Raw genomic sequence first — 24,487 nt, forward strand, 5'->3', positions numbered from 1 at the left:
CGGGACGCGAAAATCCGTCACATCTTGACCGACGCCGATGAAAAATGGAACCAGGTTGGGCGACTTTCCATCAAACGATGGAAATTTTTCGAGGTTTACCCAGGTCCCGGCGAGTGACGGATGCCGGAGTGCATTCTGCCCCTTGCTTAATCGATTCATCAACCGCTAACTTTCTCTCGAACTCCGTCCGGGTGCCCGCGTTCGAGAGGAGTCCGTTATGGACCGTCGTCACCGCCGTGTGCTGGTCGGCCTGCTGCTCACCGTGTCGATGCTGCTGGTCAGCGCCATGCCGCAACCGGCGACCGTCTTCGGTCCGGTGGATCTGGAGGTGAGCTGGCTGTGGTCGTGGCTGACCGCGCCGTCGGCCTTCGCCGGCGGCAAGCCGATCGGTCCCGGGCAGGAGAGCGGCTCAGCTGCGGGGAAGAGCCACTACGCCGCGTACGCCGAAACGAAGGCGACCGGCGGGGCGGGCCGGGCCCCCGACAAGGGACCCGCCGAACGGCAGGACGGCAAAGTCCAGCAACTGACCACACCGGACATCAAGGGCTTCGAACCCGGCCGGAGCGTACGCAGCGCGAAGGACTCGAACGCGGGATCCGACCTGTTCGCCAACCCGGACGGCTCCTACACCCGGGAGGTGTCCCAGGGCACCGTCAACTTCCGGGATGCCAAGGGCGACTGGCAGAAGATCGACGCGCGCGTCACGTCGGCGGGGGAGCGGCTCGGCCAGCGGGCGAACCGGCTGGGACTGCAGTTCGCCCGCCGAGGCGACGATCAGCGGCTGGTATCGGCGTCGTTCGACGGAGTCGGATTCGGCTACTCACTGCGCGGCGCGGCCGGTGTTCCGGCGCAGACCGGGGCGTACTCGGTGACCTATGCCGGGGTGCTGCCGGGGACGGACCTCGTCGTGGAGTCGCGGGAGAGCGGGGTCAAGGAGTCGATCGTGCTTCAGCAGCGCGGGGCGCGGCACGAATGGGTCTTCCCGCTCCGGCTGGACGGGCTCCTTCCCGCGCTCGACACCAGCGGCGGCGTCGTGCTCACCGACGCCCAGGGCACCGTGAAGGGCCGCATCCCGCCGGGCCTGATGCACGACTCCAAGTTCGACACCGCCAGCGGCGAGTTCACCACGTCGAACGCCGTCCGTTACGAACTGGTCGAGGTCGACGGTGGCATCGGCCTGAAGGTGATCGCCGACGAGCAGTGGCTCGCCGCGCCCGAGCGGGTCTACCCGGTGACGGTCGACCCGACCGCGGAGTTCATGAACACGTCCGACACCTACGTGTACTACGGCAACGACGTGGACCACTCCGGTGAGGACAACCTCGCGGTCGGCACCTGGGACGCCGGTACGCACCGAGGCAAGGCGCTGATGGCGTTCTCCGGTTTCGCCGGCACGTTCAACGGGCTGCGGATCACGTCGGCCCGCCTGTACCTGTTCCTCACCTGGCAGGGCAGCTGCACCGCGCAGCCGTACTCGGTGCACCGGGTCAACGAGTCGTGGTCGCAGAGCACCGTCCGCTACGGCACCGTCGACTACTCCGGCCCTGCCTACAGCGCGGAGATCGGGCGGCAGACGCCGACGAGCTATTCGCAGGCGTGTGCCAACACCGGCGGTGATCGGACGGTCGGCGAGTGGACGAGCGTGGCTTTGGACAAGGCGACGCTCGACGGCTGGCTCAACGGCACGATTCCCAACTACGGCCTGCTGGTGAGCGCCAACCCCACCCAGACGACCGACTTCAAACGGTTCACGTCGCGCAACGGCCCGTCCGGTGCGGTGTGCGACAGTCACACGTGCGCGCCGTTCCTGTCGGTGTCCTACACGCCGAACATCGCGCCGCAGATCGACGCGCAGTACCCGCCGCGCGACTACCAGGCGACGTCGCTGACGCCGGAGTTGCTGGCCCGCGGCCACGATCCGGACGTGTGGCCGAAGGCGATGCAGTACAACTTCAAGGTCAACGACGCGTCCGGGGCTCTCGTCGCCACCTCGGGCTGGACGAGCTCGTCGAGCTGGACGGTGCCGGCCGGCAAGTTGCAGTGGTCGAAGACGTACTACTGGTGGGTCGTGTCCTACGACGGCTGGGCCACCAGTCCTGATCCGCTGAACGTCGCGTACTACTTCCCGCTGTCGACGCCACCACCGCAGCCCCTCGTGACCTCGGGCCTGTCGCAGGACGACGGCGGGCGCGGCTTCGAGCCGAGCGTCGGCAACTACACGACGGAGGCGATGGACGCCCAGGTCGCCACCGTCGGCCCGGCGCTGGCGATCCAGCGGTCGTACAACAGCCGCGATCCGCGTACCGGGTCGGCGTTCGGCGCGGGCTGGTCGACCGTGGTGGACGCAACCGTCGTCGAGCGGTTCACGTCGGCGAACGCGAAGACGGCCGTGATCACCTATCCGACGGGCACCGAGGTGGCCTTCGGGCGGAACGCCGATGGGAGCTTCACCCCGCCGTCCGGCCGGTTCTCCGTGCTCACCGCCGTGACGGGCGGGTATTCGTTGCTGGACAAGGACGGCACGACCTATCTGTTCACCCGGCGAGTGTCGGGCACAGCGGGCAGCACCGCGGCGTACGGGCTCACCTCGATCAAGGATTCGGCAGGCCGGGCGCTGACTTTGGCGTACGACGCGGCGGGCCAGGTCGAGACCATGACGTCCGCCTCCGGCCGCGCGCTGCATCTGACGTGGTCGACGCCTGCGGGCGCGAGCGAGGCCCACGTCGCCACGGTCGCGACCGACCCGGCCGTCGCGGGCGACTCCAGCTCCGTCTCCCTCTGGTCGTACGCGTACAGCGGCGACCAGCTCACGAAGGTGTGCCCGCCGACCGACGCCACGCACTGCACGACCTACGAATACGGGACGGGATCGCAGTATCCGACGGCGTTGCTCGACGCGGGTCCACGCTCGTACTGGCGGTTGGCGGAGGCGGCAGGAGCGGCCAAGGCGACCAGCACCGTGCTGGACAACGCCGGAACCGATGCCGCGACATACAAGAACGTGACACTGAGCCAGCCGGGATCGCTGCCCGGGTCGTCGGCGACGGCGGCCGGGTTCAACGGCACGTCCTCCTACGTCGAAATGCCGGCCAAACTGGTGACCGCGGCGAGCTACCAGTCGCTGAGCATGTGGTTCAAGACCACGACGCCCGAAGGCGTGCTGTTCAGCTATCAGAAGGACCCGATCACCAACGGCACCAGCTCCGCCAACTACGTTCCGGCTCTATACGTCGGCACGAGCGGAAAGCTGCACGCGGAATTCTGGAACGGCGCGTCCGCCAGCGCGATGAGCTCGCCGAACGCCGTCACCGACGGTGCCTGGCACCACGTGGTGCTGGCGGCGGCCGGCGACACCCAGACGCTCTACCTCGACGGGACTGCGGTCGGCACCGTGGCCGGGCTGATCAAACTGGCCGACGCGAGCAGCACGGCGCACGAATACGTCGGAGCCGGGTACATCGGCGGCAGCTGGCCCGATCAGCCTCATCCGGGCGAGGCCGTCGCGACGTACTTCGCCGGCTCGATCTCGGATGTGGCGCTGTTCGACCGAACGCTGACCGCGGCTGACGTGGCGAGTTTGCGGGGTACGGCTTCGGCGGCCGCTCATCCGCTGACGAAGATCGTACGGCCGTCTGGGGCGACGGCGACGCAGATCTCCTACGACCCGGTCAGCGGCGTCGTGACTCAAGTGATCGACGAGCACAACGGCACCTGGAAGATCAGCACCCCGGCAGTGGCCGGATCGTCGCAGATCTACGCCGCGTCGGTGCTGTCCGGCGGCCCGGCCGACTACCTGCGGATGAACGAGACCGGTGTCTCCGAGGCGGTCAACGAGGTCAACGGCGGAGTGGCGACCTACAACACGGTGACCCTCGGCTCGCCGGGCCCGTTCGCCGACGCGACGGCGGCCAAGTTCAACGGGACCACCTCCTACCTGCAACTGGCGGCGACCGAGATCCCCGGGACTGCGCCGGACTCGGTCTCGATGTGGTTCACCATGCCGTCCGGATCGACCAAGGGCGGCGTGCTTTACGCGTACCAGAGCATGTCCATGGAGGACGTGGACGCGGCCGGGAGCTGGGTTCCGGCGCTGTATGTGGGCGTGGACGGCAAGCTGCGCGGTGGTTTCTGGACCGGAACCGCCGCGAACGTCTTGACCACCGCGGCCTCGGTGGCCGACGGCAAGTGGCACCACGTGGCGTTGGCCGCGAGCAGCAGCAGCCAGTCCCTCTACCTGGACGGGACGCTGGTCGGCACTCGCAGCGCGACCCGGGTCGCACCCTCCACCGCGCCCGCGTACGCCTACCTCGGCGCGGGCAAATGGTCGTCAGTGTGGGCGGGCTACGACGGGGACTCGTCCGGCTACTTCCCGGGGTCGATCGGCGAATTCGCGTTCTTCACCTCGCAGTTGACGGCCGCTCAGGTCGCCGACCAGGTGGCAGCGGGCAAGAACGCCTCGGCCAACGCGGCGGGCGCGGCGTTGGCCAAGAAGATCGTGGTGACCGATCCCCTCAACGCGACGACGACTTACCTGTACGACGTGGACAACGGCAGCCGTCAGGTGGCGGAGATCTGGGCCGACGGCGGCTCCGAGCGGCAGACGACGTACGGCTACAAGGACGGTTTCCTGCGTACGGTGACCGACCCGAACGGCAATGTGACCACCAGTGAGTACGACGCGCGGGGCAACACGATCTCGGAGCAGACCTGCCAGGACCGGTCGGCCGGGAAGTGTTCAACGGTTTATTACTCGTACTTCCTGAACACTGCCTCCGCCCTCGATCCTCGCAACGACCAGTTGACCGAGGTACGCGACGGCCGGTCGGCCGGCGCGACCGACAACACATACCTCACCAAGTTCGAGTACGACGCGTTGGGCAACAAGACGAAGACGACCGACGCGTTGGGCCGGATCGCCAAGACCGACTACACCGACGGTACGACGATTGCGGCAGCCGACGGCGGGTTCGCCCCGGCCGGACTGCCGTGGCGTACGACGTCACCGGGTGGTCAGGTGCAGACGATCACGTATTTCGCCAACGGTGACGTGGCGCAGGTGACCGATCCGGCCGGGCTGGTGACGAAGCTTGCCTATGACGGCCAGGGTCGGGTGGTCTCGAAGACGGAGATCTCCGACGGGTATCCGAACGGTGTCGTGACACAGGTTGTCTACGACAAGCTCGGCCGGATCGTTCGGCAGACCGATCCGGCGACGACCAACCGGGTGACGGGCGCGGTCCACACTGCGGTGACCACCACGACGTACAACTTCGACGGGCAGATCACCCAGCAGACGATCAGCGACGCGACCGGCGGGGACGCTGCGCGTACGTTGAAGAACGGTTATGACGCCCTCGGCCACATCGCCTCTGCGACCGACGAGACCGGCAAGGTGACGACGTTCGGGTATGACCTGTACGGCAACATGACCAAGGAGGTCGACGAGACCGGCGTCGAGACCCGCTACACGTATGATGCGAACGGGCACCTGCTGACCACCACGCTCATCGGCTACACCGGCGACCCGAACAATCCGTCGCCCGCGGCCGATCGAGTCACCGAGTCGCGGGCGTACGACCCGGCCGGGCGGCTCGCCTCGATCACCGACGCGATGGGCTTCGTCACCGCGTTCACCTACACCGACAACAACCTCGAAGTCGCTGTCATCCAGCGCAACGCGGACGGCAGCCAGTCGTTCATCGCCGAGCAGACCGAGTACGACGCGGCCGGCAACGTGATCCGCGAGCTGGACAACAACAACGTCACCGAGACCAAGTACACCGTGGACGCGGTCGGCCGAGTCACCGACGAGACGCTCGACCCCAACGGCGTCGCACGTAAAACGCAGTACAAATATGACAACGACGACAACGTGACGATGAAATGGAACGGCGACTACACCGGCTACTTCAGCGCGGCGGGCGCCACGTTCGACACCGCGGGCCGGATGACGTCGGACTTCGTCCGGTCGTCGGGCCCGCTCTCGCCGACCGGCTGGTGGAAGCTCAACGCGACCAAGGGCACCGAGGTGGTCGACAGTTCCGACCACGACTTCACGGCGGCGGCGACGAGTGGTGTGACCTGGTCCGGCGGTGCGGCCGCATTCAACGGCAGCACGGGCTGGGCCACCACAGCCGAGCCCGTCCTGAACACCACGCAGAGCTTCACCGTCATGGCCTGGGTCAAGCTCGCGGCGAATTCCGCGGTCCAATCCGTCGTGTCGCAGGACGCGAACGTCAATTCCGGCTTCGAGCTGCAGTATCTGAAGACGGAGAACCGCTGGTCGTTCAGCCGGAACCTGACCGATGCGACTGCGGCGCCCACCGCGACGGCGCAGTCCACCGCCGCACCGACTCTCAACACCTGGACCCACCTCGCCGGCGTCTACAACGCCGCCGACGGCAAGATGACGCTCTACGTCAACGGCATCGCGCAGGGCACGGCCACCGACACCACGCCGATCGCCTCCACCGGATCGCTGGCGATCGGCCGCTCCAAGTACAACGGGGCGACCGAAGCACCGTTCACCGGGTCGATCGCCCAGGTGCAGGTCTACCAGCGGCCGGTGTCGGCGTCGGACGTGTCCATGCTGTACGGCCGGGGATGGTCGGAGGTCCGGGCCCTCGGCGACGTCATCAGCAGCACGAGCTACACCTACGACCAGCGTGGCCTGCCGCTGTCGGAGACCGACCCGCTGGGCAATACCGAATACTACGAATACGACGAGTCCGGCAACCTGGCCGTGACCACCGGCGTACCGGTCAACGCGGAGACCAACGGCGGCACTCCGGTGTCGGCCCGGCCGGTCACCATCACCGGGTACGACACGTTCGGCGACGAGGTGGAACTGCGCGACCCGGACGGCAGCATCACCATGGTCAGCCGGGATGCGGCGGGCCGGCCGCTCGCCACGAGGCTGCCCTCCTACACGCCTCCGGGTGGCACGGCGATCACCGGCGCCACCGTGTCGCGGACGTACGACGGCTCGGGCAACGTCACCTCGACCACCGACCCGCTGGGCTTCGTCAGCAGCTATGTCTACGACCAGTTCGGGCGGCTGGCCAAGACGACCGAGCCGAACGGCGCGGTGACGACCTACGCGTACGACCTCAACGACGATCTGCTCAAGACCGTCGACCCGCGGGGTGCGTACACCCAGTCGACCTTCGACTATCTCGGGCGCAAGGTCACCGACTCGTCTTTCGAGCGGGCAACGTCCAGCACTTTCACCAACTTGTATGCGTACAGCAGCGCCGGTTTCCTGCAGAAGGTGACGCAGCCCTCCGGGTCCTACGTCAGCTACGCCACCAACGCAGCCGGTGATCTGATCACGCAGACCGACGCGGCCGGCAACGCGACACAGTTCAAGTACGACTATCTCGGGCGCCCGGTCGGCGTCATCGCACCGGACGGCTCCAAGCGCACCACGGTCTACGACGAGCCGGGCAACAACATCGCGACGAAGGCGTACGCAAGCACCGGTGCGCTGATCTCGAAGATCTCGGCTGGATATGACGTAAACGGGAACCTGCTGTCCTCGACCGACTCGTTCGGGCATACGACGTCGTTCGCCTATGACGCGACCGGGATGGTGACAGGGGAGACGCAGCCGATCTCGGCGACCGCCTCGATCACCACGTCGTTCGGGTACGACCTGGAGGGCCGCCGGACGCGGTACACCGACGGGCGTGGGAACAAGCACATCTCGACCTACAACTCGTGGGGTTTGCTGGAGTCGCAGATCGAGCCGGCGACGACGGCGAATCCGAACGACCGCACGTGGACGATCTCTTACGATGCGGCCGGGCGGGCGGTCAAGCAGAACCTGCCCGGTGGGGTGGTGGTCGACAACAGCTATGACGCCGTCGGCAACCTCACCGCGCAGACAGGTGCCGGGGCCGAGGCGGCGACGGTGCAGCGGACCTTCGGCTACGACCTGGCCGGGCAGCTGACGTCGATGAAGGCCGGCCCGGGGACGGACACGTTCGCGTACAACGATCGCGGCTTGCTGACCTCGGCGACCGGCCCGTCGGGAAGCTCGTCGTTCGGGTACACCCCGGACGGTCTGGTCGCCTCGCGCACGGACGCCGCGGGGACGAGCACCTACTCGTACGACACAGTGGACCGGTTGTCGGGGGTTACGGACTCGTCGACGGGGCAGACGGTGGCGTACACGTATGACGGCTTGTCCCGCGTGACGAAGCTGGCCTACGGCGCGGGCGACTATCGCAGCTTCGGTTACGACAGCGCGAGCCGGTTGGCGTCGGACACCTTGAAGACTTCGGCGGGCGCGACGGTGGCGTCGATCTCGTACGGCTATGACGTGGAGGGGCGGGAGACGTCGAAGACGACGGCCGGGTTCGCCGGTTCGGCGGCGAACACCTACGGCTATGACTGGGCTGGTCGCCTGACATCGTGGAACAACGGCACGACGATCACGAATTACGCCTATGACGCGGCGGGCAACCGTACGCAGATCGGCGCGAAGACCATGGTCTACGACGAGCGTGATCAGCTGGTCGGGGACGGCTCGACGACCTACACCTACACGGCGCGGGGAACGCTGAGGTCCACCCAGACCGGGTCGGGCACGCAGACTCTGACCAGCGACGCATTCGGCCAGCAGGTCAGCGTCGGTACGCAGGCCTACACCTACGACAGCCTCGGCCGGGTGCTCACCGCCGGGTCGACGACGCTGGCGTACTCAGGCCAGGGCAACGACGTGGCCGCAGACGGCACGGCCACCTACAGCCGTGACCCCGACGGTGACGTCCTCGGCGTCAAACCCACCTCCGGCGCAGGAGTGTTCGCCTGGGCCGATCTGCACACCGACCAGGTCGGGCAGTTCACCGCGACCGGGACGGCGCTGGCCGGGTCGGTGACCTACGACCCGTTCGGCACGGTGACGGCCAATGTGGGCAAGGTTGGCAGCCTGGGCTATCAGTCGGAGTGGACCGACAGCGTCGCCAACCGGGTGAACATGCACGCGCGCTGGTACAACCCGGCGACCGGCCAGTTCGACAACCGCGACACCGTCGACAACGACCCGATCCCGGACTCTATCGACGCGAACCACTACCAGTACGGCGACGGCGACCCGCTGCAGACGATCGACCCGACCGGGCACTGGGGCTGGCATCCGATCAAGTGGGCGAAGAAGGCCTACAAGAAGGCGAAGCAGGTCAAGCGTACGGTCTTCCACACCGCCATAAGCCTCGGCAGGTCCTTCTATCACACGACGAAGCGGTTGGTGCACTTCGGCAAGAAGTTGGGGCATGCCGCCAAGAAGAGCGCCTACAAGGCCTACCGAGGGATCAAGCACACCGTCAGCCGGGGCTACCACTATGCGAAGAAGAAGTACAGAACAGCAGTAACCAAGGTCAAGCGCACCTACCACCGGGTGAAGCACAGCGTCGCCAAGCAGATCAACTACGTCAAGCACAAGGTCAAGAAGGCGTACCACCGAGTCAAGCAGGCCGGTCAGCGGATCGTCCACAAGGTCACCAAGACCGTCAAACAGGTCGCCAACAAGGTCAAGGACGCCTACCACGCCACCGCGAAGTGGGTGAAGGAGCACAAGGACACCCTCATCCAGATCGGCGCGATCGTCGCCGGGGTGGCGGCCGGGCTGGCCTGCACCGCGGTCACGGCCGGAGCCGCCGCAGTCGCCTGTGTCGTCGGAGCGATGGCGGTGATCAACCTCGGCAAGGACGCCGCTCAGGGCAACATCCACGGCTTCAAGGATGCGTTGGGTTCACTCGGCCAAGGCGCGCTCCAAGGCGGCATCAGCATCGTCACCGGCGGCGTCGGCGGCGTAGTCGCCGGCAAGATCGCCGGAGCGCTGGGCGGATTCGCCGCCAAGGTCGGCGGCCGGATGATCGCCGGGTCCGTCGACGGCGCGGTCAGCGAAGCCGGTAGCCAGTTGATCACCACCCGACGTGTCGACGTGGTCGACGTTGCCCTCTCCGCAGGTGAAGGTGCGCTGACCGGCGTAATCCGAATCCGCCGCCGCGGTGCCGACGACGGTCCGTCTCCGGCCTGCCGGGACTGCGTGGACAGAACGAGGATCGACAACGATCGCGAATCGCGTTCGAAGGACGGTCTGCCTGAAGAAATCTACGATGAGTCCAAGAAAAGGACAGAGCGTAAGACGGCCGGGCAAAGCATGACCAAGACCGTCACGGAGCTTTCGTACAAGTCAACCAGCGATCAGTTCTTCGCGCACACCGCCCCCGTGGACCCCGGGCAGAGTCTGGCCCTCATCCCGGCGGCCGTCGTCTTCGCCGGCAGCACGGCGATCCGCGCGTGGAGACGGCGGTAAAGGATGCGTCGTTGTGATCAACTGTTACGAATACGTGATCGCTGTCGGCGACCACTTCGGACGGATCTTGAGTAACCTTCGCGTGGATTGCACCTCTCAGGAAGAAAGGCGGAGTTGTCCATGTCGCGCATGAAGAAGGCGCTGTTCGTCGCCACCGTCGCCGTCGCAGGGGCCGTCGCACTGCCGACCTCGGCCAGTGCTGGGATCTACACGTGGAAGTACGCCGGGAGCTACCCGTCGTCGGCGGCGTGCCAGAGCGCCGGCCCTGACGCCGCCGCAGCGCAGGACGCCGACGCGTGGCGGTGCTCGGCAACCAGCACCGGCGCGAACCTCTACCTCGGATACATCTGGTAGGGACAACAGGTGCGTGAGGGTGCCCTTGTCGGCACCCTCACGCACCACTGCCCGACCTAGCGACCTGACTGCAGTGTCAGCTCCTGCAAGGCGAGCCGGGCGTCATCGGCCTCCGGACGACCGAGATCGTCGAGGATCGTGATCGCCTCGGTCAGAGATCGGGCGGCCGTGCCGGGATCGCCGAGCGCCTGGTAGCACGCGCCGAGCTGGATGAGCGTCTGGGCTTCGGCGAACCGGTCGCCGTTGTCCCGGTGCAGGGAAAGCGCCTCGCCGCAACAGTCGATCGCCCGCCCCGGTACGCCTAGGCGCAGGTGGATGACGCTGAGGCTGTCCAAGGTTCCCGCTTCGCCGTAACGATCGCCGGTCTTGCGTTGCAGGATCAACGCCTCCTCGCAGGTGGCCAGCCCGGCGTCGGGTTCACCCAGCTGGGCTTGGCACCAGCCCACCGCGTTCAGAGCGGTGGACACGCCGTGAACGTCATCGATACTGCGGAAGACGGCAAGCGCCTGGAGTGCGTACGCGTGCGCGGAGGCGAAGTCACCTTGCATCTCGTGGATCTGCCCTAGCGAGAGGTGTGCGTGCGCCGCGCCGGCCTCATCGCCGAGTTCGATGAACAGCGGCAAGGCTTGACTCAGCTGCTCGCGCGCGTCCGCGAAACGACCGAGTTCGCGGTACGCCCGAGCCAGGCCCCGGTGAGCCCAGGCGATCTCCAGCCGATCACCGAGTCGTCGGACGGCCCGTAGTGCCGTGAGCCGATTGTCGGCCCATTCACTGCGCCGGCCGCTGCGAGCCAGGTAGCCGTCGATCGCCCACGCGAGCTGGATGGCCTGATCGTCCAGTCCGGACCGCACCATGGCGGCCAGGGTGCCTCTCAGCACCTGGTGTTCGGCCGCCAGCCAGGCGAGGGCCTGCCCGGTGTCGCCTGGACTCTCGGGAATCACGCCGACTGGCAGTTCAGCGCGGCTCGTGCGTCGTCCCGGCTGGTGGACACGATGCGGATTGAGCTGATGGCCCGCCGTCAGTGCACTGTGCAGATAATGGCAGTACATCCGCTGTACAGAGCATTGACGCTCCGTCGCCGGCTCTTCGGCGTTGACCAGTTCCACGGCGTACGCACGAAGCAGGTCGTGGAAGGCGTATCGGCTGGGACTGATCTCGGTCAGCAAGTGCAGCTGCGACAACTCTGCCAGCGTCGCTCGCGCCTGGGTCTTGCCGACCCCGGCGAGGCTGGCCGCCGCCGCAGTCGACACCTCCGGGCCCGGATGCAGTCCGAGCAGCCGGAACATTCGTGCCGCCGCAGTGCTGAGCGTCCGATAGGAACAACCGAGCACCGTACGCAGATCGGTCACCTCGTCGGTGCCGGCCAGCGCATCCAGCCGGTGTGGTGGTTCCGCCAATTCGGCGGCCAGCGCCGCCAGCGGGAACTTCGGGCGGACGGCTGCCCTGGCCGCGACGATGCTCAGCGCGAGAGGCAGCCGGCCGCAGCTGGCGATGATGTCCTCGGCCGCCCTCGGTTCGGCGGCCACCCGGTCGGCGCCCAACCGTCCGACGAGTACGCGGCGGGCTTCCCGGCTGGACAGCAGATCGAGCATCAGCGGCCGGGCCGCCTCGGCCGCGACCAGTCCGGTGAGTTCGTTGCGGCTGGTCACCACGACGAGGCAGGACGGACTGCCCGGAAGCAGCGGCCGAACCTGCTCGGCGTCCCGTGCGTTGTCGAGGAGGATCAGCATCCGCCGGTCGGCCAGCACCGACCGGTACAACGCCACCTGGGCGTCGAGGGTGGACGGAATGCGTTGCGGCGGCACGTCGAGCGCTTCGAGGAACCCGCGGAGGGCGTCGGACGCCGTCATCACTTGGCCCAACGGATGGAACCCGCACAGATTGACGAACAGTTGACCGTCGGGAAAGCGGTCGGCCACCCGGTGGGCCCAATGGACCGCCAGTGTGGTCTTGCCTACCCCGGCCATCCCGTCGACGACGATGCTCGTCGCCGGGCTCACACCGCAGAGCCGATTGAGGTCTGCGAGTTCGCGCGCTCGGCCGACGAAAGGCGCTACCTCGGCGGGCAGCTGACGCGGGACAGCCGAACTATGCGACAGGGCACGGCTGGAAGCACCCGGATCGCTCGACCCGGTCAGGATCTGGTGATGCAGCCGCTGAACTGCATGCCCGGGTTCGATGCCGAGTTCGTCGGCGAGCATCCGGTAGAGCCGTTGATAGGCGGCCAAGGCGTCTGCCTGCCTGCCCCCGCGATCGAGCGCGGTCATGAGCTGACCCCACAGACGCTCCCGCAGGGGATGCCGGGCGGTCAGATCCTGAAGCTCGGCGACGAGTTCTGCCGCTGCATCCGACTCGAGATCGAGGTCGATGCGCCGCTCCACCGCGGCCAGATACCGTTCCGTCAAACGGACCGATTCGACGGCCGCCAGCCAGGACGATTGCAGGCCGTCGAACGGAATTCCGCGCCACAACGCCAACGCCCGTACCAGGCTCGCGCGCTCGGCCGCGGGATCATCGGGGTTCGGCGGAATATCGAGAAAGCGCTCGAACGCAACGGCGTCCACCCGCTGGGGATCGACGGCCAACCGGTAGCCGACCGGAGACGTCACGATGGCTTGCGGTCCGAGTACCTGACGCAACCGGGTCACATAGGTCTGCACCGTACGCCGGACATGGGCGGGTGGTCGCTCATCCCAGACGATGCCGGCCAGCCGGTCGACCGACACCACTTCATCGGCTGACAACGCCAACGCCACCAACAGCGTGCGCAGGCGAGCGGCAGTGATCTCCACCGGCCGACCGTCCACGGACACCGACAGCGGGCCGAGGACCCTGATGGTCAGACTCATGTCCCGATACCGGTGTGCATCATGCCTCCCGTGGCCGACGATCCCGGCCGTACGCGGCGCGGGCCACGACGGCTGATCGGCTATCGAGCGTACCGGTCGGGGCAATGCGCAGAGGTCGCGCCGAACGCTTGACGCCGCGCTCGACAATGGCGCTGTGCCCGCCTCCTTGGATGTCGATGCTCTGATCGCTGGTCTCCGGCGAAACCGCCTGGCCGAGGAAGTCGTCGGCACGGTCTGGTCTCCGCTAGTTGCCGCCCTGCGAGACGTGTACGCCCACCCTGCGCTGCTCGCGTTGCCGGACGCTGCGCGGGTCGATCGAATCGTGGCGGGCTGGGCAGTCGCCTGGTGCCAGGTGGAGGTAGGCGTATTCCCCTGGGGGAGTGGCATCGTTCTCGCCGAAGACCTTGCCCGCCGACCGGACGGAAGTCGCGAGCAGACACGAGAAGCCATGCTCGACTGCCTGGCCCAGATCGCTGAGGACCCGGCGACCAGCGTCGAAGCACGGTCGCTCATCAGCTATGTCCTCGTCGCCGAGAAACGGAAGCCTGAGTCGGATCTGGTGCGGCTGCCCGACACCCGCTCCGCGGCGATCACACCCGGCCGGATCGTGCCGGAGCCGCAGGACAGCCAGCCGTCGCACTTCGTCCGGCGACTCGCCCGGCGTCGGCCCGGCGAGCTGGCTGACCGTCTGCGCGGCGAGATTCCAGCGCCGGGCGTCGTGCTGATCGACTGGCTCGGATATTCCGAGCTCTGGGCGGACAAGCACTCCTGGGCCGTCGCCGTCACGCTCGATCGGGCGGCGGTGCCGAACGCCGACGACCCGGGCCGGCTGCCGGCCGTGATGCCGGCCGTCCGCTTCCGGCCCTCGATCGAGGCGTACCTCGCCGGGGTGCTCACCTCCGTGAGTCGTCGCCATGCCTCCGGGCTGGGTGCGTACGACAGCCGTTTGACAGCGGAGACCGTGGCGCGTGACGCCGTGCTGTTCCGCTTCGCCTACCTGCTGGCGGCTTGGGCCCGGACGGAACGGCTTCGCGCGGCCGCGAACATCCTGATCCACCTGACGGTTCCCGTCGTCAAGCTCATGAACCCCCGGGGCGCCGACCCGGGCGCGGCCATCGCGGCGGCGGCCGCGACCGCCCGGCGGGCCCGTCGGCGATTCCTCGCCTTGCTGCCCCTCATCCCGATCGTGGCGCTCGCCGCCGGAGCGGTCCAGCATCTGTTGCCAGAAGTCGTGGCCGGGGTGGTCTTCCCCGTGACCTTGGCCGGATCGATCCAGCTCGTCCGGCGATGGTCCGGGTTCCGTGACTGGCTGGGCTGGCGGATCTCCGTGGCGGCGGCGTTGGTCGTGGGGGTGGCCTACATCGGCGGACAGCTGACCGCGGCGTCGTCCACGACCGGTGCTGTCCTGATCGCGGCCGGGCTCACCGCGCTAGCGAGCGTGATCTCACTGCGATCACCGTGGACTCGCGCCTCGTTGCCGGAACCGTCGGAGTTCCTGCCGGACGACGTGCTGCCCTCGGACGTCACCGACGCGCTGGACGATCTCGCCGAACGTCGGTGATCCGTGTCGCGTTCACCCAGCACGCCCTGGGGCGCGAGGATGTGGGCATGAGCGCATCGCAACCCGAAGATCAGCGTTATCTGCTCGACAACGCCCGGGTGGAGGCGGGCGAGCGGTTCACCTGGCTCGCCGAGCTGTTCGACGGCGTCACTCGGGGGCATTTCGACCGGCTCGGTGTCCAGGCGGGATCGCGTTGCTGGGAAGTCGGCGCCGGCGGTTCCAGCATTCCCGAGGCGCTCGCGACGGCTGTCGGGCCGACCGGCCATGTGCTGGCCACGGACATCAATCCGGCCTGGCTGGACGCCCAGGCAGGCTATGAGGTGCTCCGGCACGACGTCGTCACCGACGCGCCACCGGAGCCGGGCACATTCGACCTGGTACACGCGCGGCTCCTGCTCGTTCACGTGCCCGACCGCGCCCGCGCATTGGCGACGATGGTGGCCGCGCTGCGGCCAGGCGGGTGGCTGCTGATCGAGGACGCCGACACCGAGTTGCAGCCGCTGGCGTGCCTCGATGAAGTCGGCCCGGCCCAGGAACGCGCCAACCGCCTGCGGCGGGCCGTGCGGGAGCTGATGACTCGCCGTGGCGCGGACATGCGCTATGGCCGTACGCTTCCGCGCGCGTTGCGGGCCGCGGGACTGGACGAAGTGTCCGCGTCCGGCTTCTTCCCGGTCGGCGGGACGGCCTGTGATCGCCTGGAAGCCGCGACGGTACGCATGGTCCGCCCCGAACTTCTCGCCGCCGGACTGGCCGACGACGCCGAGATCGACGCGCACCTCGCCGCCGTCGACGCCGGCGTTCTCGATCTCACGCTCGCGCCGCTGATCTCGGCTTGGGGACGCCGCCCGAGCTGAGCGGCCGCCGGCGGACCCCAGTCAAGATGATCTATTGACTGGGGTAAGATCTTCCGATACTTTTCCGGTAAAGCAAGCGTGAAGACCGCGTGGTGAAGCCGGGCCGTTGAGCCCGCGGTCGTTTCCCAACCATCACTGGTGGAGGAAGACATGGTTCCCTTGGCCCGGCGTCACATCCCTGGCCGGCAGACAGCCGCCACGGTCGAAGCGATCCTGTCATCGCGTCCGAGTTCGCTCACCCACGCGAATTCCTCCTGCTGATCATTTTCCGCTGAGCCCGAGTTCCGGGCGCTCGGCTCAGACCCGCTCGCATCGGCAGAAGGGTCGATTCCGCATGTCCTCGAAACCCAGGCGGCTGCTCGCGCTCGGGGTGGTCGCCGCGCTGATCGCGCTGATCGCCGGCCCGCCACCGGCGTACGCCGCCCCGGTCACCTTCAGCAGCACGCTCGTCAACCAGAACAGTCACACCTGCGCCGACCTGCCCAACGGCTCCACGGCCAACGGCACCCAGCTGATCCTGTGGTCGTGCTGGGGCGGCACCAACCAGAACTTCACGTTCACGCCGGTCACCGGCACCACCGACCAGTACGCCATTCACACCGCCACCAACGGCAGTTGCGTCGACGTCAACGGAGCCTCCACTGCCGACAATGCGGCGGTCATCCAATGGACCTGCCATACGGCGAACAACCAGCGATTCCGTCTCCAGGCTGTCTCCGGAGGATTCAACGTCGTCGCCGTGCACTCCAGCAAATGCATCGTGCCTAGTGGCGACGGCACCGCCAACAACACCGGCCTCGTGCAGTTGCCGTGCAGTACGGCCGCCAGCCGCACCTGGCAGATCCCGGGATACGACCCGGGGAGCAGCGGCTCGGCGTACACCAACCCGATCGTCTGGCAGGACTTCGCCGACGGCGACATCATCCGCGTCGGCGACGTCTACTACTACACGGCGTCCACCATGCATTACTCGCCGGGCGCGCCCATCCTGCGCTCCTACGACCTCGTCCACTGGGAGTACGCCGGACACGCGGTGCCTTCATTGGACTTCGGCTCGAACGCCTACAACCTGATCGGCGGCCGGGCGTACGTCAAAGGCATCTGGGCTTCGGCGTTCAACTACCGCGCCAGCAACAGCACCTACTACTGGCTCGGCTGTGTCGAGTTCAACCGGACCTACGTCTACACGGCGTCCGCAGTGGACGGCAGCTGGACGAAGCGCTCGCAGATCAACAACTGCTACTACGACGCGGGCCTGCTCGTGGACGACAACGACACCATGTATGTCGCGTACGGCAATACCAACATCAGCGTGGCCCAACTGTCGGCGGACGGCCTGAGCCAGGTACGCACACAGCAGGTCTACAGCTCGCCGTCGAACATCGGGACCCTCGAGGGATCCCGGTTCTACAAGCGCAACGGCTCGTACTACATCTTCGTGACCAAGCCGGCGAACGGCCAGTACATCCTCAAGTCCAGCAGCCCTTGGGGGCCCTACGAGGTCCACCAGGTGCTGCTGAACATGCCCGGGCCGGTGTCCGGCGGCGGGGTGCCCCATCAGGGCGGACTCGTCCAGACGCAGAACGGCGACTGGTACTACATGGCGTTCGTCGACGCGTACCCGGGCGGCCGGATCCCGGTGATGGCGCCGATCACGTGGACCGCCGACGGATGGCCCGTCATCACCACCGTGAACGGCGGCTGGGGCAGCTCCTACCCGTCGCCGAACCTGCCCACGCCGCCGCGCACGGTGAACCCGATGATCGGCAGCGACTCGTTCACGACCGCCACCCTCGGCCCGCAGTACGAGTGGAACCACAATCCCGACAACACGAAGTGGTCCACCGGCAGCGGCCTTCACCTGTCCACCGCCACGGTCACCAACGACTTGTACGCGGCCCGCGACACCCTGACTCATCGCATTCAAGGTCCGACCTCCACGGCCACGATCGTCCTCAACTACGGGGGTATGCGAGACGGCGACCGAGCCGGACTGGCGATGCTCCGCGACTCGTCGGCGTGGATCGGAGTCAAGCGGGACAACGGCGCGACCCGGGTCGTCATGACCAGCGGCTTGACCATGGACGGCAACTGGAACACCACAAGCACCGGGACGGAGGTAGCGGGAGCGGCCGTCTCCGGCGGTCGTATCTGGCTCCGCGTCAGTGCCGACGTCAATCCCGGATCGGGCCGGCAGGCGCGCTTCGCGTACAGCACCGACGGCGTCACCTTCCAGTCGCTCGGGACCGGCTTCACGTTGAACAACGCCTGGCAGTTCTTCATGGGCTACCGCTACGGCGTCTTCAACTACGCCACCCAAGCGCTCGGTGGCGCGGTCACCGTGGAGCGCCTCGACATCACCACCCCGTGAGCACAGGAGATCTCATGACACGCCTCTTGAGCCGGCTTCGGCCTGCTCGCACACCGATCCGCCTGTTAGTGGCGGCCGGGGCGACGCTCGCCACGATCGTGGCGGGCATGGCTGCCAGCGCAGTCCTCGGCTCCGCCTCAGCTGCCGACGTCCCCGCGCTCGCCGCGGCGACCGCCGGTTGCGGACGCAATCCCACCCTTGTCAACGGAACCAACACCATCTCCGTCGGCGGCGTCAACCGCACCTTCATCCTGCGCATCCCGGCGAACTACAACAACGCCAATCCCTATCGGCTGATCTTCGCCTACCACTGGCGCGGCGGCACCATGAACGACGTAGCCTCCGGCGGAACCAGCGGGGCCTCTTGGGCGTACTACGGCATGCAGGAGCAGTCGAACAACTCGGCGATCCTCGTGGCGCCGCAAGGCTTCGGCAACGGCTGGGCCAACAACAACGGCGAAGACCTCGCCTTCACCGACGCCATGGTCAGCCGGATCCAGGGCGACCTCTGCGTTGACACCGCCCAGCTGTACGCCATGGGCTTCAGCTACGGCGGCGGGATGAGCTATGCGGTCGCCTGTGCCCGGGCGAGCGTGTTCCGGGCAGTCGTCGTCTACTCCGGCGCGCAACTGAGCGGCTGTAGCGGCGGTACGCAGCCGATCGCGTACTTCGGCATCCACGGCGTCTCCGACAACGTGCTCAACATCTCGCTCGGACGATCGCTGCGCGACACGTTCCTGCGGAACAACGGATGCGCCGCGCAGAACGCCCCCGAGCCTGCCGCGGGCAGCGGAACCCACATCACGACCAAGTACTCCTGCCGGGCCGGATACCCGGTGCAGTGGGCGGCCTTCGACGGCGGTCACGGCCCGGGGCCGGTCGACGGCTGCTCGGGCTGCGAGGACGGCACCCGTACCTGGACCAAGGGCGAGGCCTGGCGATTCATCTCGCAGTTCGGCAGTGATTCGGGGAGTCCGTCGCCGTCGCCGTCGGTGACGTCGTCGGGTGGCAGCCGGCAGAACGTGATGGTCGTGGGTGGGGCGTCGGGCCGGTGTGTCGATGTGCCGGGTTCTTCGACTGCCAACGGTACGCAGGTGCAGTTGTGGGATTGTCACGGCAACACCAACCAGCGGTGGACCTACACGGCGAGTCGTCAGTTGACGGTGTACGGCAACAAGTGTCTGGATGCGTCTGGTCAGGGCACGTCCAATGGGACTGCGGCGATCATCTGGGATTGCAACGGTCAGGCGAATCAGCAGTGGAATCTGAACGTCAACGGCACGATCACCGGTGTTCAGTCGGGGTTGTGCTTGGACGCGGCGGGGACTGCGACGGCCAACGGCACCAAGATCCAGCTCTGGTCCTGCACCGGTGGCACCAACCAGCAATGGACCACCCGAAGCTGACACTCCTCGCCGGTGGCAGGCGGCCTGGGCGGGCCGCCTGCCCCCGGCCCTTCACGAAAGGGATCGATGGTGCGACGTAGCATCCGGCTGCGACTAGCAGCGAGCTTGTCGGCGGCTCTAGTAGCCGCCGTGGCCACAGTGGCACTCCTGTCCACGCAAAGCGCGCAGGCGTTGGAGAACGGCGTAGGGCGTACTCCGCCGATGGGCTGGAACAGCTGGAACACCTTCGGCTGCAACATCAACGAGTCGCTGATCCATCAGGTCGTCGACGCCATGGCGGCCAACGGCATGCGCGACGCCGGATACCAGTACGTGGTCATCGACGACTGCTGGTTCAACCCCAACCGCGACGGCAACGGCAACCTGCAAGGCGACTCGAGCCGCTTCCCGAGCGGCATGAAGGCACTGGGCGACTACATCCACGCCAAAGGCCTGAAGTTCGGCCTCTATGAGGCCCCGTTGACCAAGACCTGTGCGCAGTACTTCAACTCCTGGCCCGGATCGACCGGCAGCCAAGGTCACGAAGCTCAGGACGCCCGGCAGTTCGCCGCCTGGGGCGTCGACTATCTCAAGTACGACTGGTGCTCGCCGACCGGGACGATCGACGACCAGGTGCGAACCTTCTCGATCATGCGCGACGCGCTGGCCGCCGCCGGTCGGCCGATCTTGTACAGCATCAACTCCAACAGCATCCACTCCAAGACCGGTCCGCAGCGCAACTGGGGTGACGTCGCGAACATCTGGCGTACGACCGAGGACATCACCAACGCCTGGGACACCGGTCAGACCAACGGCTATCCCATGGGCATTCAGAACATCGTCAACGTCAACGTTCCGCTCGCCGGGTACGCCGGGCCCGGGCACTTCAACGACCCGGACATGATGGAGGTCGGCCGGGGCGGCATGACCGACACCGAGATGCGTACGCACTTCGCCCTGTGGTCGATGATGGCCTCGCCGCTGATCGCCGGAAACGACGTGCGTTCGATGGACGCCGCCACCCGGACCATCCTGCTGAACGCCAACCTCATCGCGATCAACCAGGACACCGTGGGGCAGCAGGCCAATCAGGTCTCCTTCGACGGCACCCGGCGGGTACTCGCCAAGCGGCTGTCCAACGGCGACGTCGCCGTGGCCTTGTTCAATCAGGGAAGCTCCGCGACGACCATCACCACCAGCGCAGCGGCGATCGGAAAGTCCGGCAGCTCGTTCACACTGCGCGACGCCTGGTCGAACTCGACGAGCACCACCACCGGGGCGATCTCCGCGAGCGTGCCGGGCCACGGCGCGGTCGTCTACCGAGTCAGCGGCGGCGGGACCTCGTCTCCTTCGCCGAGCGGGTCCTCGTCTCCTTCGCCGAGCGGGACCGTCACCGCCACCGTGGTGAGCGCCGCGTCGGGTCGGTGCCTGGACATTCCCAACAGCAACACCGCCAACGGCACCCAGCCGGTCATCTGGGACTGCAACGGTCAGGCGAACCAGCGGTGGACGTTCGACGGCCTGACGATTCGCGGCCTGGGCAAGTGTCTGGACGCTCCGCTCAACGCGACGGCCGGCGCCAAGGCGCAGATCTGGGACTGCAACGGCCAGTCCAACCAGCAGTGGAACGTCAACGCCAACGGCTCGATCAGCGGCGTCCAATCCGGACTCTGCCTCGACGTCAACGGCGGCAGCACCAGCAACGGCACTGCCGTGATCCTCTGGACCTGCCACGGTGGATCGAATCAGACCTGGACCCGTCGATAGCCCCGACAGGAGTACGCGCATGAGAAAGAAACTCTGGCGATCGGCGACGGCGACGCTGTCGCTCGCGGTCGCCTTCCTAGCCGTGCCGTCCGGTCCGGCGTACGCGGAGTCCAACGGCGGCGTCCGGGTCATGCCGCTGGGCGACTCGATCACCGAGGGCACCCAGGTGCCGGGTGGGTACCGGATCGGTCTGTGGCAACGACTGGCCACCGGCCGCTACACGGTCGACTTCGTCGGCTCGCAGTACAACGGCCCGTCGAGCCTGGGCGACCACGACCACGAAGGGCATCCCGGCTGGCGGATCGACCAGATCGACGCGAACATCACCGGCTGGCTGAACACGTATCAGCCGCATACCGTGCTGCTGCACATCGGCACCAACGACGTGCTGCAGAACTACAACGTGAGCACCGCGCCGAACCGGCTCTCCACACTCATCGACCACATAACGAACACCGCGCCGAATGCCGAGGTCTTCGTCGCGCAGATCATCCCGCTGGCCAACAGCGGTCAGGAATCCGCGGTACGCACCTTCAACGCCGCGATTCCGGGCATCGTCCAGAGCAAGGTGAACGCGGGCAAGCACGTGCACCTCGTAGACATGCACAGTGCGCTGACGACGGCGGATCTGACCGACGGCGTACATCCGACCGCCACGGGTTACGACAAGATGGCGGCGGTCTGGTACCAGGCGTTGCTCTCGGCCTCGGGCAGTATCGGTTCTCCGGGCACCGGCGGTGGCACGTCGAACGTGGAGATCGTCGGAACCGCCTCCTCCCGGTGTGTCGACGTGCCTGGATCCACTACGACCAACGGAACCCAGACGCAGCTGTGGGACTGTCACGGCGGAACCAACCAGCGCTGGACGTACACGTCGAGTAAGCAGCTGACGGTCTACGGCAACAAGTGCCTGGACGCGAGCGGCCACGGGACGACCAACGGCACTGCTGTGATCATCTGGGACTGCAACGGCCAGACCAACCAGCAATGGAACGTCAACGCCAACGGCACCATCAGCGGTGTGCAGTCCGGGCTCTGTCTGGACGCGAGTGGAGCCGCCACCGCCAACGGGACGAAGCTCCAGTTGTATGCCTGCTGGACCGGCACGAACCAGCAGTGGAGTCTGCGAAGCTGAACCACACCTGCACAGCAACGAGGGGGGCGTGCGAGGCACGCCCCCCTCGTTCGGCTAGCTCAGCGGGGTGTGAAGTCCTGGTTCGTTGCGGGTGCGTTCTTGCATTGCCATTGATCGAGTTGCTGGCCGAGCGTGCTGTTGGCGCCGTAGACGTCCAGGCACAGCCCGCTGTTCTGGTTCTTGAACGAGTAGGAACCGTCGGACTGCTGCACGGGCAGCCAAAGGCTGTTCGGCGCGCTGTTCGGCGCCTGCTGGACGATGTTCGGCGTACCAGCCGCCGTCGAGCTGTTGGCGACGGCCACGTCATAGCCGGAATGCTGCGCCTGCAACCGGCCGTAGCCGCCGGACACCGGGACGAACTGGAACTGCTGGTTGGTCTGCCCGCTGCACGTGTATTGCGTCACGGCCGCGCCGGCCGCGGTCGAGGCCCCGCTCACGTCGAGGCACAGGCTGTTGTTGCCGATCACGAGCGGGTGATACCCGGTCGGATACCCACCACCGGACGGTCCACTGGCGAACTGCCACCAGTTCAGGTTGAACAGGTACCCGCTGCCGCCGGTGAACCGTAGATACAGGTCGTGCGTACCGGTCGCTCCGTTGGTAGCGCAGGTGACCGTGGACCACGTTTGCCAGCCGCCGGTACCCGGGACGGCGCACGTCCCGACGACCGTGCCGGTGGCGCTGTCCAGCCGCAGCTCGATGGAGCCACCGCTGGTTCCGGACGCGACGCGGGCCGAGAAGGAGGACGCGCCCGTACCGAACCCGACGCCCTTCACCTTGATCCAGTCACCGCTCTGAATCCACCCGACGTTCATCCCGCCCTCGCTCGCGGGTTCGGTCTCGACACCCGACTCCCACGCGATGGTCTCGGCCTCCTGCCGCACGTACGGGTCCAGCACGCCGACCTGGGGCGCGCCCGTCGTCGTCATGTTGATCGTCGGGATCGTCCCGTCGGCGTTGTAACTGAACTTCTCCACTGCGACGGACCGTGTGTATCCACCGCCGCCGGACAGCGCGCCATTGTGGTAGAAGAAGTACGAACCGCCGTTGAAATCGACGAGTCCGGGATGGTTGGTGAAGCTGCTGCCCTGGGTCGGCATGATCGTTCCGCGGTAGGTCCAGGGTCCGGTGGGCCCAGGCGCGGTGGAGTACGCGATGAACTCCGAACAGCACTTGGCCGCGAACACCATGTAATACAGGCCGCCGCGCTTGTAGAACCACGGCCCTTCCTCATACAACGTGGGGCGGTTGGCGTCGCCGGTCCGGGTGCCGAACCCCGCTGTGGTGAGCGGGATCTGCGTCGGGCTGCCCGAGTAGGAGATCATGTCGGCGTTCAGCCGCACGTACCACAGATGCGGATTGCCGTAATAGAGATAGGCCTGGCCGTCGTCGTCGATGTAGACCGTCGGATCGATCTCGGCGTTCTGGATCAGCGGGTGGCCGAGGGCGTCCCGGAAGGGTCCGGTGGGGGAGTCGGCGACGCCCACGCCGATGGCCTGCGATCCGTTGGACATCCTTACGGGGACGTACCAGTAGAACTTGCCGTTGCGGTAGACCGCTTGGCCGGCCCACGCGTCGGAGCTTGCCCAGCTGAACGTGGACAGACTCATGGGTGAGCCGTGGTCGGTCCAGTTCACCATGTCCGCCGACGACCAGACGCGCCAATTGCGCATCGTGAAGTAGGTCGAGCCGTCCTCGTCATGTCCGGTGTAGAGGTAGACCCGGCCGTTGTAGACGAGCGGCGCGGGGTCGGCCGTGTAGATGGTTTGAACGATGGGATTGTCGGCCCGAGCCGGGCCGGGAACCAGCACGACGCCGACCAGCAACGTCGCGATCACAAATCTGAGGATCTTCCTCATCGAAGCCGCCTTGAGTCGAAGAGTCGAAAGG

General features: G+C 67.1%; 10 protein-coding genes. 8 read left to right on the forward strand and 2 right to left on the reverse strand.

Translation table 11 applies throughout. From position 1 onward, the window contains the following. The first annotated feature begins 217 nt into the window (after positions 1-217). Positions 218-10,321 carry a LamG-like jellyroll fold domain-containing protein gene (locus HOV77_RS06325; RefSeq protein WP_290858851.1) on the forward strand — a complete coding sequence of 3,368 codons (10,104 nt, stop codon included), beginning with the start codon at positions 218-220 and terminating at the stop codon, positions 10,319-10,321. 120 nt (positions 10,322-10,441) lie between these two features. Continuing rightward, positions 10,442-10,675, forward strand: a complete 234-nt coding sequence (locus HOV77_RS06330) for a hypothetical protein (RefSeq protein ID WP_290858853.1) — start codon at positions 10,442-10,444, stop codon at positions 10,673-10,675. 56 nt (positions 10,676-10,731) lie between these two features. Here the strand turns inward: HOV77_RS06330 and HOV77_RS06335 are convergent, their stop codons facing one another. After that, positions 10,732-13,524: a BTAD domain-containing putative transcriptional regulator gene (locus tag HOV77_RS06335; RefSeq protein ID WP_290858856.1), complete on the reverse strand. Its 2,793-nt coding sequence runs from the start codon at positions 13,522-13,524 to the stop codon at positions 10,732-10,734. A gap of 154 nt (positions 13,525-13,678) precedes the next feature. Between HOV77_RS06335 and HOV77_RS06340 the strand changes: the two genes are divergently transcribed. From HOV77_RS06340 to HOV77_RS06365, 6 genes are all read left to right on the forward strand, one after another. After that, entirely contained in the window at positions 13,679-15,085 is a 1,407-nt protein-coding gene (locus HOV77_RS06340) for a hypothetical protein (RefSeq protein ID WP_290858861.1), read from the forward strand. A gap of 47 nt (positions 15,086-15,132) precedes the next feature. After that, positions 15,133-15,939, forward strand: a complete 807-nt coding sequence (locus HOV77_RS06345; RefSeq protein ID WP_290858866.1) for a methyltransferase domain-containing protein — start codon at positions 15,133-15,135, stop codon at positions 15,937-15,939. Between the two features lie 334 nt (positions 15,940-16,273). Beyond that, a complete protein-coding gene (locus tag HOV77_RS06350) occupies positions 16,274-18,310 on the forward strand; it encodes a family 43 glycosylhydrolase (RefSeq protein WP_290858868.1) in 2,037 nt (678 codons plus the stop codon). Between the two features lie 107 nt (positions 18,311-18,417). Further along, positions 18,418-19,716 carry a ricin-type beta-trefoil lectin domain protein gene (locus HOV77_RS06355; protein ID WP_290859685.1) on the forward strand — a complete coding sequence of 433 codons (1,299 nt, stop codon included), beginning with the start codon at positions 18,418-18,420 and terminating at the stop codon, positions 19,714-19,716. Between the two features lie 66 nt (positions 19,717-19,782). Next, a complete protein-coding gene (locus HOV77_RS06360; RefSeq protein WP_290858870.1) occupies positions 19,783-21,462 on the forward strand; it encodes a ricin-type beta-trefoil lectin domain protein in 1,680 nt (559 codons plus the stop codon). A 19-nt stretch (positions 21,463-21,481) separates the two neighbouring features. After that, positions 21,482-22,597 (forward strand): ricin-type beta-trefoil lectin domain protein, encoded by a 1,116-nt coding sequence (locus HOV77_RS06365; RefSeq protein ID WP_290858872.1) that lies wholly within the window; start codon positions 21,482-21,484, stop codon positions 22,595-22,597. A gap of 59 nt (positions 22,598-22,656) precedes the next feature. On the opposite strand, the gene HOV77_RS06370 is transcribed toward HOV77_RS06365, so the two are convergent. After that, positions 22,657-24,456 (reverse strand): family 43 glycosylhydrolase, encoded by a 1,800-nt coding sequence (locus tag HOV77_RS06370; RefSeq protein ID WP_290858875.1) that lies wholly within the window; start codon positions 24,454-24,456, stop codon positions 22,657-22,659. Positions 24,457-24,487 lie beyond the last annotated feature (31 nt).

The organism is Hamadaea sp. (genome assembly GCF_013362815.1).
In the GTDB taxonomy this organism is placed as follows: domain Bacteria; phylum Actinomycetota; class Actinomycetes; order Mycobacteriales; family Micromonosporaceae; genus Hamadaea.

Excerpts from the sequence above, each read along its gene's own strand:
- HOV77_RS06365 (WP_290858872.1), top strand. The coding sequence starts at position 21,482 with ATGAGAAAGAAACTCTGGCGATCGGCGACGGCGACGCTGTCGCTCGCG.
- HOV77_RS06330 (WP_290858853.1), top strand. The coding sequence starts at position 10,442 with ATGTCGCGCATGAAGAAGGCGCTGTTCGTCGCCACCGTCGCCGTCGCA.
- HOV77_RS06360 (WP_290858870.1), top strand. The coding sequence starts at position 19,783 with ATGGTGCGACGTAGCATCCGGCTGCGACTAGCAGCGAGCTTGTCGGCG.
- HOV77_RS06325 (WP_290858851.1), top strand. The coding sequence starts at position 218 with ATGGACCGTCGTCACCGCCGTGTGCTGGTCGGCCTGCTGCTCACCGTG.
- HOV77_RS06335 (WP_290858856.1), bottom strand. The coding sequence starts at position 13,524 with ATGAGTCTGACCATCAGGGTCCTCGGCCCGCTGTCGGTGTCCGTGGAC.
- HOV77_RS06370 (WP_290858875.1), bottom strand. The coding sequence starts at position 24,456 with ATGAGGAAGATCCTCAGATTTGTGATCGCGACGTTGCTGGTCGGCGTC.
- HOV77_RS06345 (WP_290858866.1), top strand. The coding sequence starts at position 15,133 with ATGAGCGCATCGCAACCCGAAGATCAGCGTTATCTGCTCGACAACGCC.
- HOV77_RS06350 (WP_290858868.1), top strand. The coding sequence starts at position 16,274 with ATGTCCTCGAAACCCAGGCGGCTGCTCGCGCTCGGGGTGGTCGCCGCG.
- HOV77_RS06355 (WP_290859685.1), top strand. The coding sequence starts at position 18,418 with ATGGCTGCCAGCGCAGTCCTCGGCTCCGCCTCAGCTGCCGACGTCCCC.